The following is a 17,756-nucleotide window of genomic DNA, read 5'->3' on the forward strand; positions in this document are numbered from 1 at the left end:
ATGGAAAAAACTTGTACAGAAGTGTGGAAGAACTGTCTTCAAATTATTAAGGATAACATCCCGAACCAAAGTTTCAAAACTTGGTTCGAGCCTATCACAGCCCTTAAATTGGAAGGTAAGGTTTTAACCATACAAGTACCAAGTTTGTTCTTTTACGAATGGCTTGAAGAACATTATGTAGGCTTACTACGTAAAACAGTAAAAAAACAACTTGGAGAGGATGGCCGGTTGGAATATAATATCGTAGTTGATAAATCATCCAATAGTGGTAGTCCATATACCACCAACATGCCATCAAATGGAAATGGGGCAGAGGCAAAAGTACAATCAATGCCAATCCCCGTATCAATAAATAAGGATATCAAAAACCCTTTCATCATCCCTGGATTAAAAAAGTTAAATGTTGATCCACAATTAAATTCCAATTATACTTTTGAAAATTATATAGAAGGAGATTGCAACCGTTTAGCTCGTTCTGCAGGATATGCCGTAGCGGCAAAACCAGGTGGTACATCATTCAACCCATTGATGATCTATGGTGGGGTTGGTTTAGGTAAAACTCACTTAGCGCAAGCAATTGGTAACGAAATTAAACGCAGTATGCCAGATAAACTGGTGATTTATGTAAGCTGCGAGAAATTTTGCCAGCAGTTTGTAGATTCATTAAAGAATAATACCATTAACGATTTTGTGAATTTCTATCAGGCAATGGACGTCATCATTATGGATGATGTACACAATTTTGCCGGTAAAGAGAAAACCCAGGATATTTTCTTCCATATTTTCAACCATCTGCACCAATCTGGTAAGCAGGTGATCTTGACTTCAGATAAAGCGCCAAAAGATTTAGCTGGATTGGAAGAGCGCCTTTTAAGTCGTTTCAAATGGGGTTTATCTGCCGATTTGCAGATCCCCGATTTGGAAACCCGTATTGCTATCTTAAGGAAGAAAATGTATGCTGATGGAATTGAATTGCCCGGTGAGGTAGTTGAATACGTTGCGCATAACATTGATAATAACGTTCGGGAGTTGGAAGGTGCTATGGTTTCTTTACTTGCTCAAGCAACGTTGAATAAGAAAGAGATTGATTTAGCGTTAGCCAAACAAATGTTAAAGAATTTTATCAAAAATACATCGAAAGAAATTTCAATGGAGTATATCCAGAAATTGGTTTGCGAATATTTTGAGGTTCCGGTTGATATGGTAAAGTCGCAAACCCGGAAACGGGAAATTGTACAGGCCCGCCAAATTTCAATGTATCTTTCAAAGAGCCATACCAAATCATCACTAAAAACTATTGGTGCTTTCTTTGGTGGTCGCGATCATAGTACGGTAATTTATGCTTGCCAAACGGTAGAAGATTTAATAGATACGGATAAGAAATTTAAAGCCTATGTTCATGATATCCAGAAGAAATTGAAAATGAGCTAAGCAGGTTTTAAGGAAGAAGATCTATCAAAGAATATTTTATATCCAGCACTAAAAAAAGAGGCCTTGTTTCATTTTGAAAATCAGGCCTCTTTTTTGTACTTCTACATTCCTAGGTTCCCAAATATGGAAAGCAGTTTTATACCTCTTTCATCTCCTCTAGCGCAGCTAAACCATAATGCAGTGCAGCCACATGTATACATTGGGCAATCTTATTTTCCTTAAGTAATAGTTTTACTTCATCAATCGTATATTCTTCAACGCTTAGAATTTCGTGTTCATCTAAATGTTGTTCATGCGTTTTAATCCCGCCTGTTAATACATAAGTAAATGTTCTGTTATTTGCTGTAGCTGGATTAGGATAGAGCTCAGCAACCAGTTTGCAGGTTTTGAAGGTATAACCAGTTTCTTCCAATAACTCACGCTTTACACCCGCCTCCGGACCTTCATCTCCATCTATTACTCCGCCCGGAACTTCCAAAGAAACGATATCAGCAGCATGGCGGTATTGCCGAACCAATATCATTTTGCCTTCTTCAGTTAAGGCGATCGCAGTGGCCCAATCAGGATATTCGAGTACGAAATAATCATCTTTCACAGTTCCGTTAGGAAGCATCACTTCGTCTACCCTTAGCGTAGCCCACTTTTCTTTCACTAAATATTTAGAAGCGAGCTTTCGCCACTTTTCAATTTTATTCATATTTCTTCAATCTGAAATCGTAAATTAAATATATTGTTGAATCGTTTTCTGTCGATGCAGATTAACCAAATGTACAACCTTGTGTTTATCTGATAAATAATTATAGATCATATTTAGTTTAGGGGCGATCAGCTTATTTCTTTCAGCGCTTACTCCCAGTTCATAATATAGAAATTCGCTTAGCGAATCAAGCTTCTCCGGGGCAAAATTTACCGATTCGAGCCAGTTTTTAAAAATAGCTAGATCGGTATCTTCTAAGCTTCCGGTTGCTAAAGTGAAACTTTTTTCCATTGTTTCGTCAAACATTGCTTGAGCGTCTCGAATTTTACCTTCTAATTTCAACCCCATAATCCGGGCTAAAACTTCAGCAAGCTTTTGTATCTCCGCGGTGATTAAGTCTTTTCTATACATTTAATTCAATGTTTAATTGCCTAAAAACAATAGGTGCTAGTAACAATAGTTAAGCAGGTATTCCAAACCTATAACCTATAACTCGGATCTACCAGCTACCGCTTGATCCGCCACCGCCAAAGCTTCCACCGCCGAAGCCACCAAATCCACCGCCACCTCCAGAAGAACCGCTTCCAAAGCCACCGCTACCCCAACTGCTTCCGCTACCTCGGCCACTTCCGCTTCCGAAAAGCATAGCCCAAAAAAGCGCATTTGAAGCACCACGGCCGCCTATAATTTCGCTGCCGCCGCCTCCACCGCCTTTACGCATAATGATTATCACTACAATAACAATAATAATAATTACAGCAATACTACCAACGCCGCCTTTTTTTGATGCATTCGACGTTCGAGGTTTATCATTCTTATATTCTCCCTTGGTATAATTTATTATTTCTGTGGTTGCCTGGTCTAATCCCGTATAGTAATCACCGGTTTTAAAATTTGGCTTGATATCTTCATCTATAATTCGCTTTGCGTAAACATCGGGTAAGGCCCCCTCCAGGCCGTAGCCAGTTTGAATGGAAATTTTGCGATCTCCAACTGCCACTACAATCATGATTCCGTTGTTTTTACCTCCCTGGCCCACGCCCCACGTTCTGCCTAATTCTACTGCATATTCGTTAATGTCATAATCCCCAACCGATTTTAATACCGCAATCGCTATTTGAGTGGAGGAAGAATCATCAAAAGCTACAAGTTTTTTCTCCAGGGACGCTCTTTGTTCAATAGAAAGCACACCAGCATAATCGTTAACCAAAGTAGATGGTTTTTCAGGAAAATCCTGGGCAAAGCCAATGCTTGCGGTGAAGAGAAATAAAAATAAAAGGAATATTTTTCTCATCTCTTATTTATTTTTTTTGTTGTCCATATAAACAATATCATTTGGCAATTCATTTATATCTCCATTTTGAGGAGGAAAAAATAATGCTAGCTTTTCTCCAGCCAAAGCTACTCCTGCAATTATGCCATCGGCTAAATTGCCTTTGGCAAAATGGGCAGTCATGGCAACTTTAGTAGTTTCCCAGAAATTTTCCGGTACCAGAGCATTAATCCCTAAGTCACCGATGATCGCAAATTTATGATCGGCATTTGCCAGGTAAATCAAAACGCCATTTCTTCGCAATGTTTTGTCCATATCCAGGTCAGAGAAATATTGTGTAGCTCTGGTAAACGGATCATCAGGGCAGTGCTTTTCTATCGCAATCCTGATTTCACCCGAGGTTGCTTTTTCGGCATCGGCAATGGCCTTTGCAATTCTGTCTTGTTCCAACTCTGAAAATAACGACATGTCTTTGGTTTTAGAAGTAAAAAAGGGTAATACATGTTAAAACAATTAAACACGTATTACCCCGAAATGTTATGTTCCTATAGTTAGAATTCTACCTTTGGTGCGTCTTTTGCAGTGGCATCTGCTTCAAAATAACCTTTAGGTTTAAACCCAAACATCCCTGCTGTTAGATTAGTAGGGAAAGATCTGATCTTACCATTATATTGTTGAACGGCATCATTAAAGTCTTTACGTGCCACAGTAATTCTGTTTTCGGTACTTTCCAATTGGGCAGATAGATCACTAAACTGCTGGGTAGCCCTAAGTTCTGGATAGTTTTCGGTAATGGATAGTAACTTACCCAAAGCCTGACTTAACTGGCCTTGTGCAGCTTGATATTTTTGAATATTTTCAGGAGTCAAATCATCTGCTTTAACAGTCATTTGAGTTGCCTTTGCTCTTGCTTCGGTAACTGCTGTCAATGTTCCCTGTTCAAATTTTGCTGCACCTTTAACGGTCGCTACCAGGTTCGGAATCAAATCCGCTCTTCTTTGATACTGTGTTTGTACCGTTCCCCATTTCGATTTCACATTCTCGTCCAGGCTCACCATACTATTGTATCCGCATGAGCTTAAAGTGCTTACCGCAATTACAGCAGCAATAATTCCAAATACTAATTTTTTCATCTTTATGTTTTTTGTCTTTGTTCCAATTAAATTTTATTCAATTTACAAATTAGATATCAAATTGTATGCCTTTGTTACAAACTGTCATAATAACAGCTTTTAGCATCACTAAAAACTCTAGCAATATGATAATTTAACAGCACAATCAGTAAAATACTATTTATTGCTCCGATTTTGTATTTTTGTACTTTCTTGGGATAAATACCTGAGCAATGATATATGCAAAAAGACATCGAAATTACGCTTCTTCCTCATCAGCTCGATCAGGATGAAATCATCAAAAACAAGATTTCAGAATCCTTAAAAATGGCAGAAAACCGAATCAAGGCTTTCGAGATTTTGAAACGTTCTATTGATGCCCGCTCCAGAAAGGTTATTTTCCGCCTGCAAGTCAGGGTTTTTATAGATGAAGAACCTGCAATAGATATCTCAATGATCACTTATCAAGATGTAAGCAATGCACAACCTGTATTAATTATTGGGGCCGGGCCCGCCGGATTATTCGCCGCCTTACAATGTATTGAGAATGGTTTAAAACCCATCATAATTGAGCGTGGAAAAGATGTGAAGCAGCGCCGCAGAGATTTAGCAGCTATAAATAAACAAGGTTTGGTCAATACCGAATCAAATTACTGTTATGGAGAAGGTGGTGCCGGTACCTATTCTGATGGGAAACTTTATACACGCTCTAATAAAAGGGGGGACATAAACAAAGTATTACAGGTTTTTGTTGATCACGGTGCTGAGAAGGATATCAGGATAGATGCTCGGCCGCACATTGGTACAAACAAATTGCCACACATTATTACCGCAATAAAAGATACCATATTAAATGCTGGTGGAGAAGTTTTCTTCGATACACAGATGACAGACATCATCACCGAATTTGGTAAAGTAAAAGGCATTGAAGTAAATTTTGAAGATAAGATATATGCAGAACATCTCATTCTTGCTACCGGTCATTCTGCAAGAGATGTGTATGAATTATTGCATGGAAAGAATATTTTAATCGAAGCAAAGCCATTTGCATTAGGAGTAAGAATTGAACACCCTCAGGAAATTATCGATGCAGCCCAATATCACTGCGATAACCGGTCTGAATTTTTGCCACCTGCTTATTATAGCTTGGTAGAGCAGGTGGGGGCACGTGGTGTATTTTCATTTTGTATGTGTCCCGGCGGCATCATAGCACCTTGTGCTACGGGCGAAAACGAAATCGTGGTAAATGGCTGGTCGCCTTCAAAAAGGAATAATCCATTTGCAAATTCTGGCACCGTCGTTCAGGTTACTTTAGATGATGTTCAGGGTTATGATCCGCTGAGAATGCTAAACTTTCAATCGGAAATAGAAAAGCTTGCTTTCGAAGCTGGCGGAGGAAACCTAGTAGCCCCGGCACAACGCATGATAGATTTCGTTAATAACAAGCTATCGATAGATTTGCCAAGAAATTCTTATTTGCCAGGTACCAAAAGCGTAATGTTAGATAATATTCTTCCACAATTCGTATCAGAGAGTCTAAAAGCCGCACTGCCATTGTTTGGAAAAAAAATGAAAGGCTATTATACAAATGAGGCAATCTTGGTTGGTGTAGAAAGCCGAACCTCGTCGCCCGTTCGTATTCCACGAGATAAAGAATCCTATCAGCATCCCCAGATCAAGGGTTTGTATCCCTGCGCAGAAGGTGCTGGGTATGCTGGCGGAATTGTTTCAGCCGCTATTGATGGAATTAATTGTGCCAACGCAATCCTAAACTCGCTATAAAACATTATAATGCTAGGCTTGTTATTTAAGATATGCTGAATATTTTAAACGAAATGCAAAGGGCCTTTAATGGCGATGCTTGGCATGGTAATCATTCCATGCAGATTTTAAATAATGTTCTGGCAGAAAATGCATTCGAACATTTCATTCCCGGAGCACATTCTATTGCAGAAATTGCACTTCACCTTACCTCTTGGACAGAAGAAGTGACTTCTAGATTGATGGGCGCTCCATCGGGTGAACCAGTAAAAGGAGATTGGCCAATTCCTGAAACAAAATCTGCTCAAGCGTGGGAAAGAATTATTTTTGATTTCAAGGTAGCCAATGAAGAACTTATCAGGCAATGTACTGAATTTTCAGATAGTCAATGGGATTCAGAAACATTAAATGAAATCACTCCAATTTCAGGTTCAGCAATAACCAAAGCAGAGTTGTTAAATGGCTTGATACAACACCACGCTTATCATGCTGGCCAAATTGCGCTGTTATCAAAATTTAATAATGCTTAACTTTAAGAAATGAAAAAGACATTAATAATAGGAGCTTCACCAGATCCATCAAGATACGCTTATAAAGCCGCCCATATGTTAAAGCGCTTCAATCACGATTTTGTTAATGTTGGCATCAAAAAAGGTGAAGTTGCTGGCATCGAGATCGAAAAGCCTGGAGTAATCCATGATGATATTGACACTGTTACACTTTATATCGGGCCAGCTCTGCAGTCTCAATATCATAATTATATACTAGACACCAAGCCAAAGCGGGTAATTTTCAATCCTGGTACCGAAAACTTCGAGCTCGAAAAATTATTAGATCAGCATGGAATTGAACCGGTTAGAGCTTGTACATTAGTGATGCTAAGTACAGGTCAATATTGATTGAGAAAACGCTGTTTCTGTTATCCTCGAACTTCAGCCCCTCCTTTTTTTTAAATGCTCCTCCGGAAATGTGATGCGGCGCTTGCCAGCTGCAGGCAGTATTTTCTAATTCGGACGGCCTTACATGGCGCAGCATTTGAAGAAACAAACCCTATTCCACCTATCAAGCCAAAAACCACGATACCGAAACCCTTTCCGTTGTATTTAGTTTCTACCGCTGATACGCCGTCTATTGTATATATTTCTCCTATATGGTTCATAAAACAAAAAGCTCGTGGGCGAAAGCAAAAAGCACGGCGTCTGCTGAATACTTAAAAGCTTTGCCCCGTTAGGTAACCTATATGTTCTCTATGTGTAATATATGATTCAAAACCTATAATAGCTAACATTCTGCAGCATCAGGCCATCGTATGTCTCCCTGCTCCCTATATTTCTACCCGGCTCCTGCGGGCTTGATTTCCCGAACGTACACTCGATCGCCCTTTTTGTTTTGGCGTTCCCTAAAAATTTTCGGCTTGAAAAACAGGCGTTTACAGTAAAGGATGGAAAAAAGGGGATTGAATATTTGTTGGGAGCGGATTTTTTTCTACTTTTGCATCCCGCTTCGGAGGAAACGGTTGCATTGAAAAGCCGGTTGGTTGATAGATTAGAGTGGAAAAGGCCAAAAATTTACTTTAAAATAAATTTGCGGAAAAGAAAAAGATCGCTACCTTTGCAGCCCGGTTCGGAAGAAACGGGAAGCCGCCTGAAAGAGCGGAGAATTGAAAAGCAGAAAGAAAACGGGGACGAAAAAATAAAAATTATTTTATTTGGAAGTTCGAAAAAGTTTTCTACCTTTGCACTCCCAACCGAAAGGAAGGGTTAGAAAAAGTCGAGCGGCGGATGTCGCGGAAGACGGGAAACAAAAAGATTGAGACGAGCGGAAACAGGGAAGAGACGATCAAGACTCACGCCCAACTGAAGCGAGACGATATATAAAGACAGGCCGCGAGGCGATAGTCGATAAGTTCTTAAAAGAGATGTCAATGATGCGTAGTGGGGTAATGAAGTACGAATTCAAGTACAGAGTTCCTTATTACATTTTAAAGTCAATGTCCAACGGACAAAACAAAAGAAGACTATTTTTAACGATAGTTAAAACTGGTCAGAATCTTACAACACATTTTACAATGGAGAGTTTGATCCTGGCTCAGGATGAACGCTAGCGGCAGGCCTAATACATGCAAGTCGAGGGGTAGAAGAGGCTTGCTTCTTTGAGACCGGCGCACGGGTGCGTAACGCGTATGCAACCTACCTTCATCTGGGGGATAGCCCGGAGAAATCCGGATTAATACCGCATAAAATCACAGGATGGCATTATCCAATGATCAAACATTTATGGGATGGAGATGGGCATGCGTGTCATTAGCTAGTTGGCGGGGTAACGGCCCACCAAGGCGACGATGACTAGGGGATCTGAGAGGATGGCCCCCCACACTGGTACTGAGACACGGACCAGACTCCTACGGGAGGCAGCAGTAAGGAATATTGGTCAATGGAGGCAACTCTGAACCAGCCATGCCGCGTGCAGGAAGACTGCCCTATGGGTTGTAAACTGCTTTTATTCGGGAATAAACCTAGATACGTGTATCTAGCTGAATGTACCGAAGGAATAAGGATCGGCTAACTCCGTGCCAGCAGCCGCGGTAATACGGAGGATCCAAGCGTTATCCGGATTTATTGGGTTTAAAGGGTGCGTAGGCGGCCTGTTAAGTCAGGGGTGAAAGACGGTAGCTCAACTATCGCAGTGCCCTTGATACTGATGGGCTTGAATGGACTAGAGGTAGGCGGAATGAGACAAGTAGCGGTGAAATGCATAGATATGTCTCAGAACACCGATTGCGAAGGCAGCTTACTATGGTCTTATTGACGCTGAGGCACGAAAGCGTGGGGATCAAACAGGATTAGATACCCTGGTAGTCCACGCCCTAAACGATGAACACTCGCTGTTGGCGATACACAGTCAGCGGCTAAGCGAAAGCGTTAAGTGTTCCACCTGGGGAGTACGCTCGCAAGAGTGAAACTCAAAGGAATTGACGGGGGCCCGCACAAGCGGAGGAGCATGTGGTTTAATTCGATGATACGCGAGGAACCTTACCCGGGCTTGAAAGTTAGTGAATGATCCAGAGATGGATCAGTGAGCAATCACACGAAACTAGGTGCTGCATGGCTGTCGTCAGCTCGTGCCGTGAGGTGTTGGGTTAAGTCCCGCAACGAGCGCAACCCCTATGTTTAGTTGCCAGCACGTTAAGGTGGGGACTCTAAACAGACTGCCTGTGCAAACAGAGAGGAAGGAGGGGACGACGTCAAGTCATCATGGCCCTTACGTCCGGGGCTACACACGTGCTACAATGGATGGTACAGAGGGCAGCTACATAGCAATATGATGCGAATCTCACAAAGCCATTCACAGTTCGGATTGGGGTCTGCAACTCGACCCCATGAAGTTGGATTCGCTAGTAATCGCGTATCAGCAATGACGCGGTGAATACGTTCCCGGGCCTTGTACACACCGCCCGTCAAGCCATGGAAGTTGGGGGTACCTAAAGTATGTAACCGAAAGGAGCGTCCTAGGGTAAAACCGATAACTGGGGCTAAGTCGTAACAAGGTAGCCGTACCGGAAGGTGCGGCTGGAATACCTCCTTTCTGGAGTGGAGTTGACTACTCACTGCGCAACATGATATTTCAAAAAAGAGAAAAAAGAAGAAACACCCAGAAGAAATGACGGTTGTCCTTAACGATAGGGTCATCGGAACGAAAGCTAGGTAAGCAAAGGAAGCGGTAGCGGTAATATACTAACCCGCAACTATAAGCAACCTAACAGACAGTCCCGTAGCTCAGCCTGGTTAGAGCACTACACTGATAATGTAGGGGTCTCCAGTTCAAATCTGGACGGGACTACTTTAATAATCCTGGGGGATTAGCTCAGCTGGCTAGAGCGCCTGCCTTGCACGCAGGAGGTCAACGGTTCGACTCCGTTATTCTCCACATTAAGAAAACACATCACCGGGATCGGTGGTCATCATTGACAGATTGAAAGAAAAAAGAAACGCCATGGGGCACATATATTGAATGTATATGAAACGGTTCGAGACCGCGGTTTTTGACTAACGAAGCTGAAACGGAGCTTAGGCAGGGGACAATGAAACCCTCTACCTTTATACCTTCGACCTTCAGCCTCAGTAAAGTTCTTTGACATATTGGAAGAAGTTAAAAAAGAAGAGCAAACAACAATAGGCGACTGTTGTGTTTGTGCTCGCTTAAAGGAACCGCAAGGGACCGATAAGCATGAGACATCATAACAAGAGCAAAAAAAGCATACCATATGGCGCAAAAGGCATATGAGTAGAAGAAAGTAATAAAGAGTACACGGGGGATGCCTTGGCTCTCAGAGGCGATGAAGGACGTGATAAGCTGCGATAAGCTTCGGGTATTTGCAAATAGGAATTGATCCGAAGATTTCCGAATGGGGCAACCCGGCTGGTTGAAGACCAGTCACATATAATGAGCAAACCTGCCGAACTGAAACATCTAAGTAAGCAGAGGAAGAGAAAATAACAATGATTTCCTGAGTAGTGGCGAGCGAAAGGGAAAGAGCCCAAACCATCCATGTTACGGCATAGGTGGGGTTGTAGGACTGCAACGTGGCATTAGCAAACAGAAGTGGAATGGGATGGGAAGCCCAGCGATACACGGTGATAGCCCGGTACACGTATAGAATGCTAGTCTAGCAGTATCCTGAGTACCGCGAGGTCGGAGACGCCTTGTGGGAATCTGCCGGCACCATCCGGTAAGGCTAAATACTCCTGAGAGACCGATAGTGAACCAGTACCGTGAGGGAAAGGTGAAAAGAACCCCGAACAGGGGAGTGAAATAGAACCTGAAACCGTGTACTTACAAGCGGTCGGAGCATCCAAGTGGTGTGACGGCGTGCCTTTTGCATAATGAGCCTACGAGTTACTCCTCTCTGGCAAGGTTAAGTGCTTCAGGCACGGATCCGAAGCGAAAGCGAGTCTGAACAGGGCGTATAGTCAGAGGGGGTAGACGCGAAACCTTGTGATCTACCCATGGACAGGTTGAAGGTGCGGTAACACGTACTGGAGGACCGAACCGATAAACGTTGAAAAGTTTCCGGATGATCTGTGGGTAGGGGTGAAAGGCTAATCAAACTGGGAAATAGCTCGTACTCCCCGAAATGTTTTTAGGAACAGCGTGGATATTAAGTTTCATAGAGGTAGAGCTACTGATTGGGTGCGGGGGAGTCAAATCCTACCAAATCCAGACAAACTCCGAATGCTATGAAATATGATCTGCAGTGAGGCGCGGGGTGCTAAGGTCACGCGCCGAGAGGGAAAGAACCCAGACCATCAGCTAAGGTCCCCAAGTTACAGTTAAGTTGAACTAACGAGGTCCGATTGCACAGACAGCTAGGATGTTGGCTTGGAAGCAGCCATTCATTTAAAGAGTGCGTAACAGCTCACTAGTCGAGCGATCGGGCATGGATAATAAACGGGCATTAAATTGTACACCGAAGCTATGGGATTGAAATATATCGGTAGGGGAGCATTCTAGCGGCAGCGAAGGTATCTGGTAATGGGTGCTGGAGCTTCTAGAAAAGCAAATGTAGGCATAAGTAACGATAAGGCGGGAGAGAAACCCGCCCACCGAAAGGATAAGGTTTCCTGATCAACGCTAATCGGATCAGGGTCAGTCGGGACCTAAGGAGAACCCGAAGGGGAAATTCGATGGACAACTGGTTAATATTCCAGTACTTTTTATAACTGCGATGTGGGGACGGAGTAGTGACACTGCCGCGATCTGACGGAATAGATCGTTAAAGACAGTAGGTAATGGAACGGTAGGCAAATCCGCCGATCTAGCTGAAAGTCGATAGTACCGCAAGCCTTCGGGTGAGTGGATAGCGCAGGTAATCAGACTTCCAAGAAAAACCGCTAAGCTTCAGGTTATAAAAACCCGTACCGCAAACCGACACAGGTATCCGGGAAGAGGATTCTAAGGTGCTCGAGTGAATCATGGCTAAGGAACTCGGCAAAATGGCCCTGTAACTTCGGGAGAAGGGGCGCTGGCAGCAATGTCAGCCGCAGTGAAAAGGCCCAGGCGACTGTTTAACAAAAACACATGGCTTTGCAAAATCGAAAGATGAGGTATAAGGCCTGACACCTGCCCGGTGCTGGAAGGTTAAGAGGGGATGTCATCCGCAAGGAGAAGCATTGAATCGAAGCCCCAGTAAACGGCGGCCGTAACTATAACGGTCCTAAGGTAGCGAAATTCCTTGTCGGGTAAGTTCCGACCTGCACGAATGGTGTAACGATCTGGGCGCTGTCTCAGCCATGAGCTCGGTGAAATTGTGGTCCCGGTGAAGACGCCGGGTACCCGCAACGGGACGGAAAGACCCCATGCACCTTCACTACAATTTAACATTGACATTGGATACAGGATGTGTAGGATAGGTGGGAGGCTTTGAAGCGGCGTCGCTAGGCGTCGTGGAGCCAACGTTGAAATACCACCCTTTCTGTATTCGGTGTCTAATCCCGCCTGTCGGGAGACATTGTTTGATGGGTAGTTTGACTGGGGTGGTCGCCTCCAAAAAGGTAACGGAGGCTTTCAAAGGTAAGCTCAGTACGCTTGGTAACCGTACGCGGAGTGCAATAGCATAAGCTTGCTTGACTGTGAGACATACAGGTCGATCAGGGTCGAAAGACGGATATAGTGATCCGGTGGTTCTGCATGGAAGGGCCATCGCTCAAAGGATAAAAGGTACGCTGGGGATAACAGGCTGATCTCCCCCAAGAGCTCATATCGACGGGGAGGTTTGGCACCTCGATGTCGGCTCGTCACATCCTGGGGCTGGAGAAGGTCCCAAGGGTTCGGCTGTTCGCCGATTAAAGTGGCACGCGAGCTGGGTTCAGAACGTCGCGAGACAGTTCGGTCCCTATCTGTTGTGGGCGTAGGAATTTTGAGTGGGGCTGACCTTAGTACGAGAGGACCGGGTTGGACTAGCCTCTAGTGAATCTGTTGTTCCGCCAGGGGCATTGCAGAGTAGCTACGCTGGGAATAGATAAGCGCTGAAAGCATCTAAGTGCGAAACTAGCCACGAGATGAGAATTCCATATAGGACCGTAGAAGACTACTACGTTGATAGGCTACAGATGTAAAGCTGGCGACAGCACAGTCGAGTAGTACTAATCATCCGAAGCTTTCAAAGCAAACAGACTGTTGTTTGTTCTTCTAAGATAACTTCTTTCAATAATATGTCATTTAGGTTGTAGGTGATAAGCTGTGGGTGGTACGTTCAAAAACGTAAAACCCAATACTTAAAACTCAAGACTTATTTAAAAACATTTAGGTGCCTATATCGGTGGTGTCCACCTCTTCCCATTCCGAACAGAGAAGTTAAGCCCACCAGAGCCGATGGTACTGCGGTAACACGTGGGAGAGTAGGTCGGTGCCAAATCTTAAAGCCCAATAGGGCATTAACGAGAACCCCATCAGCAACAGCTGATGGGGTTTCCTCGTTTAAGAGCCCCTCATAAGACTGACACTGTAGTAGGAGTGCTAGCTTAAGACAAGGGTGTAGCAGGTGACTGCGGATCTGAAGGAAGTCGGCGGCAAATCTGGGCTTACGAGCAGAAACTGTATATGAGGCGGATTTAGTCCGGTGATGTTGCACGACAAACAGAAGCCCGATACTGCACGGGGACTCAGGCTCCACTCACCAAACTGGCATACTTCGAATATCATCCTGGCCGCAATCAGTAAGTGGCCCAGCTTATTCTTGCAGGTTATAAAGCTATCTACAATAGGAAGGTACTATCTATAAATACAAGTTATTCCTAATATTTTTTAACTTTGTTTTCAATAGAGGAGACATAGGGTGATCATTCATTGGTATGCCTAGCTTGCGTAGTTACGATCCGGTTTCTGACTAGATTGGAACTATCTATTTTTCTATCGCTTTGATGGTTAGTTTTGATCATTAGATTGGCTCAAATATCCTTGTTTCCTTATGTTTTTGCTGGCTATAATTTTCATAAAAGCACGGTCATTTTTCTATCATGAGTAAATTGTCGTTAGAAGCTTTTTCTGTACCGCTACGTTACTTTTCAATTTAATACCATGTTTCGCTACTGTTCGTTCGTACAGGTCTGTAAAGTAAAGGGGAACGTCGTTTCTTCCTGCCCAAAACGCTGGCATATGCAGTATTCTGCGTATCCGACCATCGCCCTTTTTTGACATCCTTTTTTTTCCGATATGATTCCCACTCTGATTCTCTACCACATCATATCCGGCGAAACTGATCAGTTTTCGCGCATTGCTGAACAGCAGCAAGCCGTTGGTCTCAGCTAAAAGGGTTGCTACGGTTTTGACACAACACCTTTAATTTGGCAGATTTGTTCGACTGTTGATGTGGTCAAAAAATAAATATTTTTTTTCTTCAAAAGACAGATATTATTAATTAAATTTACTTCTGATAGGAATAAGTTCTCTTGTACTATTTTTTCAGGATAATGAGCAATGAAATCCAATACTCGATTGAACTATTACACTGGGGAAAAATTTCTGCCAATATCAGGCACATTTAAAATACATTAAATGCGAATTGGAGTTATAACGTCGATTGATACCCAACTGGGAAAAGGGATCATTCTTGATGAAAACGAACAAGAAATAGAATTCCATTTCTCATCACTAAAAGATGAGCTCGTTTTGTGTAGCCAGGTTGGTTTTGAAATCGAGCTTGCTGAAGATGGGCTAGTTGCAGTTGGGTTGATACAAATTAAGTCATGAGCATGCGAATGTCTCGGAAACGCCCTATATTCACCATCGGGAGATAAATACAGTTGATTTTTGTAATAGTCTATCCTTAATTTATTTATCTTATTAATCCCAAAGGGTTTGTTCACCTAAGTAACATAAATTGCTAGGAAAGTCTTTACTATCGGATTTTCTTCATCATAGGTATCAATCAAGCCAAAAAACTTCATTAATGTCTTTGTACTTAAATAATTATCGGTCTTCAGGAATATATCGATAGATAGCAATTTACATGATTGTGAATCCGAAAGTTCAAAGCCGCATCTATCACTCACCGATATTTTTAACGTTTCAATGTCTTGGTTAGCCAACATCATATTAAAATATTGTATTTTACAATATACGAAAGAAAATTGTAAATGGTTTTCATCGTAGTAGGATCGTCCAATAAAACGATTGTTGACATAATGTTATCTATAGCAAATTCTAAGATTAAATAGCATATTTTCCAAATCGTATTCCGATTGACATAGAAGTTTATGCCCACTAAAAGTCGCCGCATAGATTCTTCAAGCGGGGTGTTGAAATTACTAACCGATATGTTAGTCATTCCTTATCTATTACATCCTATTTTTCCAAAGTGAGTTAATTTCCCATCAGCAGCTCTTCCATGTTCAGTAGGCGTATGCTATCGTGAAGAATCTTAATTTTTCGGTTTATCTATTACATGGTTTCTATTGCAAGGCAGGCATTTTAAGGATTGGTCTATCAAATACTTTCCTGCAATCATATTGCCTATCACCAATTTATTCTTTAAGGGTAAGTCAGATATCATATCAATAGAAAAAATAAAAATTATTTTATTTGGAAGTTCGAAAAAGTTTTCTACCTTTGCACTCCCAACCGAAAGGAAGGGTTAGAAAAAGTCGAGCGGCGGATGTCGCGGAAGACGGGAAACAAAAAGATTGAGACGAGCGGAAACAGGGGAGAGACGATCAAGACTCACGCCCAACTGAAGCGAGACGATATATAAAGACATGCCGTGAGGCGATAGTCGATAAGTTCTTAAAAGAGATGTCAATGATGCGTAGTGGGGTAATGAAGTACGAATTCAAGTACAGAGTTCCTTATTACATTTTAAAGTCAATGTCCAACGGACAAAACAAAAGAAGACTATTTTTAACGATAGTTAAAACTGGTCAGAATCTTACAACACATTTTACAATGGAGAGTTTGATCCTGGCTCAGGATGAACGCTAGCGGCAGGCCTAATACATGCAAGTCGAGGGGTAGAAGAGGCTTGCTTCTTTGAGACCGGCGCACGGGTGCGTAACGCGTATGCAACCTACCTTCATCTGGGGGATAGCCCGGAGAAATCCGGATTAATACCGCATAAAATCACAGGATGGCATTATCCAATGATCAAACATTTATGGGATGGAGATGGGCATGCGTGTCATTAGCTAGTTGGCGGGGTAACGGCCCACCAAGGCGACGATGACTAGGGGATCTGAGAGGATGGCCCCCCACACTGGTACTGAGACACGGACCAGACTCCTACGGGAGGCAGCAGTAAGGAATATTGGTCAATGGAGGCAACTCTGAACCAGCCATGCCGCGTGCAGGAAGACTGCCCTATGGGTTGTAAACTGCTTTTATTCGGGAATAAACCTAGATACGTGTATCTAGCTGAATGTACCGAAGGAATAAGGATCGGCTAACTCCGTGCCAGCAGCCGCGGTAATACGGAGGATCCAAGCGTTATCCGGATTTATTGGGTTTAAAGGGTGCGTAGGCGGCCTGTTAAGTCAGGGGTGAAAGACGGTAGCTCAACTATCGCAGTGCCCTTGATACTGATGGGCTTGAATGGACTAGAGGTAGGCGGAATGAGACAAGTAGCGGTGAAATGCATAGATATGTCTCAGAACACCGATTGCGAAGGCAGCTTACTATGGTCTTATTGACGCTGAGGCACGAAAGCGTGGGGATCAAACAGGATTAGATACCCTGGTAGTCCACGCCCTAAACGATGAACACTCGCTGTTGGCGATACACAGTCAGCGGCTAAGCGAAAGCGTTAAGTGTTCCACCTGGGGAGTACGCTCGCAAGAGTGAAACTCAAAGGAATTGACGGGGGCCCGCACAAGCGGAGGAGCATGTGGTTTAATTCGATGATACGCGAGGAACCTTACCCGGGCTTGAAAGTTAGTGAATGATCCAGAGATGGATCAGTGAGCAATCACACGAAACTAGGTGCTGCATGGCTGTCGTCAGCTCGTGCCGTGAGGTGTTGGGTTAAGTCCCGCAACGAGCGCAACCCCTATGTTTAGTTGCCAGCACGTTAAGGTGGGGACTCTAAACAGACTGCCTGTGCAAACAGAGAGGAAGGAGGGGACGACGTCAAGTCATCATGGCCCTTACGTCCGGGGCTACACACGTGCTACAATGGATGGTACAGAGGGCAGCTACATAGCAATATGATGCGAATCTCACAAAGCCATTCACAGTTCGGATTGGGGTCTGCAACTCGACCCCATGAAGTTGGATTCGCTAGTAATCGCGTATCAGCAATGACGCGGTGAATACGTTCCCGGGCCTTGTACACACCGCCCGTCAAGCCATGGAAGTTGGGGGTACCTAAAGTATGTAACCGAAAGGAGCGTCCTAGGGTAAAACCGATAACTGGGGCTAAGTCGTAACAAGGTAGCCGTACCGGAAGGTGCGGCTGGAATACCTCCTTTCTGGAGTGGAGTTGACTACTCACTGC

The 17,756-nt window shown here is 43.3% G+C and carries 11 protein-coding genes, 2 tRNA genes, 4 rRNA genes and 1 pseudogene; 11 read left to right on the forward strand and 7 right to left on the reverse strand.

Features of this window, described 5'->3' with window-relative positions; translation table 11 throughout:
• Complete coding sequence (gene dnaA / locus AC3ITD_RS00005) at positions 1 to 1,431, forward strand: chromosomal replication initiator protein DnaA (protein WP_056852006.1); 1,431 nt, start codon at positions 1 to 3, stop codon at positions 1,429 to 1,431.
• Between the two features lie 136 nt (positions 1,432 to 1,567).
• On the opposite strand, the gene AC3ITD_RS00010 is transcribed toward dnaA, so the two are convergent.
• From AC3ITD_RS00010 to AC3ITD_RS00030, 5 genes are all read right to left on the reverse strand, one after another.
• Positions 1,568 to 2,128 carry an NUDIX hydrolase gene (locus AC3ITD_RS00010; RefSeq protein ID WP_489363027.1) on the reverse strand — a complete coding sequence of 187 codons (561 nt, stop codon included), beginning with the start codon at positions 2,126 to 2,128 and terminating at the stop codon, positions 1,568 to 1,570.
• Positions 2,129 to 2,152: 24 nt separating this feature from the next.
• Positions 2,153 to 2,539 carry a hypothetical protein gene (locus tag AC3ITD_RS00015; protein ID WP_265799921.1) on the reverse strand — a complete coding sequence of 129 codons (387 nt, stop codon included), beginning with the start codon at positions 2,537 to 2,539 and terminating at the stop codon, positions 2,153 to 2,155.
• 88 nt (positions 2,540 to 2,627) lie between these two features.
• The gene (locus AC3ITD_RS00020) at positions 2,628 to 3,422 is read right to left on the reverse strand and encodes a TPM domain-containing protein (protein ID WP_489363028.1); all 795 of its coding nucleotides are present in this window, start codon (positions 3,420 to 3,422) and stop codon (positions 2,628 to 2,630) included.
• 3 nt (positions 3,423 to 3,425) lie between these two features.
• Positions 3,426 to 3,869: a TPM domain-containing protein gene (locus tag AC3ITD_RS00025; protein WP_489363029.1), complete on the reverse strand. Its 444-nt coding sequence runs from the start codon at positions 3,867 to 3,869 to the stop codon at positions 3,426 to 3,428.
• 83 nt (positions 3,870 to 3,952) lie between these two features.
• Positions 3,953 to 4,534: a LemA family protein gene (locus AC3ITD_RS00030; RefSeq protein ID WP_056852010.1), complete on the reverse strand. Its 582-nt coding sequence runs from the start codon at positions 4,532 to 4,534 to the stop codon at positions 3,953 to 3,955.
• A 219-nt stretch (positions 4,535 to 4,753) separates the two neighbouring features.
• On the opposite strand from AC3ITD_RS00030, the gene AC3ITD_RS00035 reads away from it, so the two are divergent.
• From AC3ITD_RS00035 to AC3ITD_RS00045, 3 genes are read left to right on the forward strand one after another with little or no spacing between them, the layout of a single operon-like run.
• Positions 4,754 to 6,295 (forward strand): NAD(P)/FAD-dependent oxidoreductase, encoded by a 1,542-nt coding sequence (locus AC3ITD_RS00035; RefSeq protein WP_489363030.1) that lies wholly within the window; start codon positions 4,754 to 4,756, stop codon positions 6,293 to 6,295.
• Positions 6,296 to 6,327: 32 nt separating this feature from the next.
• Positions 6,328 to 6,804, forward strand: coding sequence for a DinB family protein (locus tag AC3ITD_RS00040; protein ID WP_265799915.1), 477 nt, complete (start codon positions 6,328 to 6,330; stop codon positions 6,802 to 6,804).
• Positions 6,805 to 6,813: 9 nt separating this feature from the next.
• Positions 6,814 to 7,173: a CoA-binding protein gene (locus AC3ITD_RS00045; protein WP_489363031.1), complete on the forward strand. Its 360-nt coding sequence runs from the start codon at positions 6,814 to 6,816 to the stop codon at positions 7,171 to 7,173.
• Between the two features lie 50 nt (positions 7,174 to 7,223).
• On the opposite strand, the gene AC3ITD_RS00050 is transcribed toward AC3ITD_RS00045, so the two are convergent.
• Positions 7,224 to 7,433 (reverse strand): hypothetical protein, encoded by a 210-nt coding sequence (locus tag AC3ITD_RS00050; protein WP_489363032.1) that lies wholly within the window; start codon positions 7,431 to 7,433, stop codon positions 7,224 to 7,226.
• A gap of 906 nt (positions 7,434 to 8,339) precedes the next feature.
• Between AC3ITD_RS00050 and AC3ITD_RS00055 the strand changes: the two genes are divergently transcribed.
• The 5 genes from AC3ITD_RS00055 (at position 8,340) to rrf (ending at position 13,688) form a co-directional block, all read left to right on the forward strand.
• Positions 8,340 to 9,859, forward strand: a 16S ribosomal RNA gene (locus AC3ITD_RS00055).
• A 180-nt stretch (positions 9,860 to 10,039) separates the two neighbouring features.
• Positions 10,040 to 10,114: transfer RNA gene (locus AC3ITD_RS00060), tRNA-Ile, on the forward strand.
• A 13-nt stretch (positions 10,115 to 10,127) separates the two neighbouring features.
• Positions 10,128 to 10,201: transfer RNA gene (locus tag AC3ITD_RS00065), tRNA-Ala, on the forward strand.
• Positions 10,202 to 10,562: 361 nt separating this feature from the next.
• Positions 10,563 to 13,439 (forward strand): 23S ribosomal RNA (locus tag AC3ITD_RS00070).
• A 137-nt stretch (positions 13,440 to 13,576) separates the two neighbouring features.
• A 5S ribosomal RNA gene (rrf, locus tag AC3ITD_RS00075) occupies positions 13,577 to 13,688 on the forward strand.
• Together the 16S, 23S and 5S rRNA genes with 2 tRNA genes alongside form the textbook arrangement of a ribosomal RNA operon.
• 599 nt (positions 13,689 to 14,287) lie before the next feature.
• Here the strand turns inward: rrf and AC3ITD_RS00080 are convergent.
• Positions 14,288 to 14,584: pseudogene (locus AC3ITD_RS00080) on the reverse strand (transposase); the annotation flags it as partial.
• Positions 14,585 to 14,827: 243 nt separating this feature from the next.
• On the opposite strand from AC3ITD_RS00080, the gene AC3ITD_RS00085 reads away from it, so the two are divergent.
• A complete protein-coding gene (locus tag AC3ITD_RS00085) occupies positions 14,828 to 15,022 on the forward strand; it encodes a hypothetical protein (RefSeq protein ID WP_265802114.1) in 195 nt (64 codons plus the stop codon).
• A 1,188-nt stretch (positions 15,023 to 16,210) separates the two neighbouring features.
• Positions 16,211 to 17,730, forward strand: a 16S ribosomal RNA gene (locus tag AC3ITD_RS00090).
• The last annotated feature ends 26 nt before the right edge of the window (positions 17,731 to 17,756 follow it).

It is taken from the genome of Pedobacter sp. KH_004 (genome assembly GCF_057840755.1).

Excerpts from the sequence above, each read along its gene's own strand:
- dnaA (WP_056852006.1), top strand. The coding sequence starts at position 1 with ATGGAAAAAACTTGTACAGAAGTGTGGAAGAACTGTCTTCAAATTATT.
- AC3ITD_RS00010 (WP_489363027.1), bottom strand. The coding sequence starts at position 2,128 with ATGAATAAAATTGAAAAGTGGCGAAAGCTCGCTTCTAAATATTTAGTG.
- AC3ITD_RS00015 (WP_265799921.1), bottom strand. The coding sequence starts at position 2,539 with ATGTATAGAAAAGACTTAATCACCGCGGAGATACAAAAGCTTGCTGAA.
- AC3ITD_RS00020 (WP_489363028.1), bottom strand. The coding sequence starts at position 3,422 with ATGAGAAAAATATTCCTTTTATTTTTATTTCTCTTCACCGCAAGCATT.
- AC3ITD_RS00025 (WP_489363029.1), bottom strand. The coding sequence starts at position 3,869 with ATGTCGTTATTTTCAGAGTTGGAACAAGACAGAATTGCAAAGGCCATT.
- AC3ITD_RS00030 (WP_056852010.1), bottom strand. The coding sequence starts at position 4,534 with ATGAAAAAATTAGTATTTGGAATTATTGCTGCTGTAATTGCGGTAAGC.
- AC3ITD_RS00035 (WP_489363030.1), top strand. The coding sequence starts at position 4,754 with ATGCAAAAAGACATCGAAATTACGCTTCTTCCTCATCAGCTCGATCAG.
- AC3ITD_RS00040 (WP_265799915.1), top strand. The coding sequence starts at position 6,328 with ATGCTGAATATTTTAAACGAAATGCAAAGGGCCTTTAATGGCGATGCT.
- AC3ITD_RS00045 (WP_489363031.1), top strand. The coding sequence starts at position 6,814 with ATGAAAAAGACATTAATAATAGGAGCTTCACCAGATCCATCAAGATAC.
- AC3ITD_RS00050 (WP_489363032.1), bottom strand. The coding sequence starts at position 7,433 with ATGAACCATATAGGAGAAATATATACAATAGACGGCGTATCAGCGGTA.
- AC3ITD_RS00085 (WP_265802114.1), top strand. The coding sequence starts at position 14,828 with ATGCGAATTGGAGTTATAACGTCGATTGATACCCAACTGGGAAAAGGG.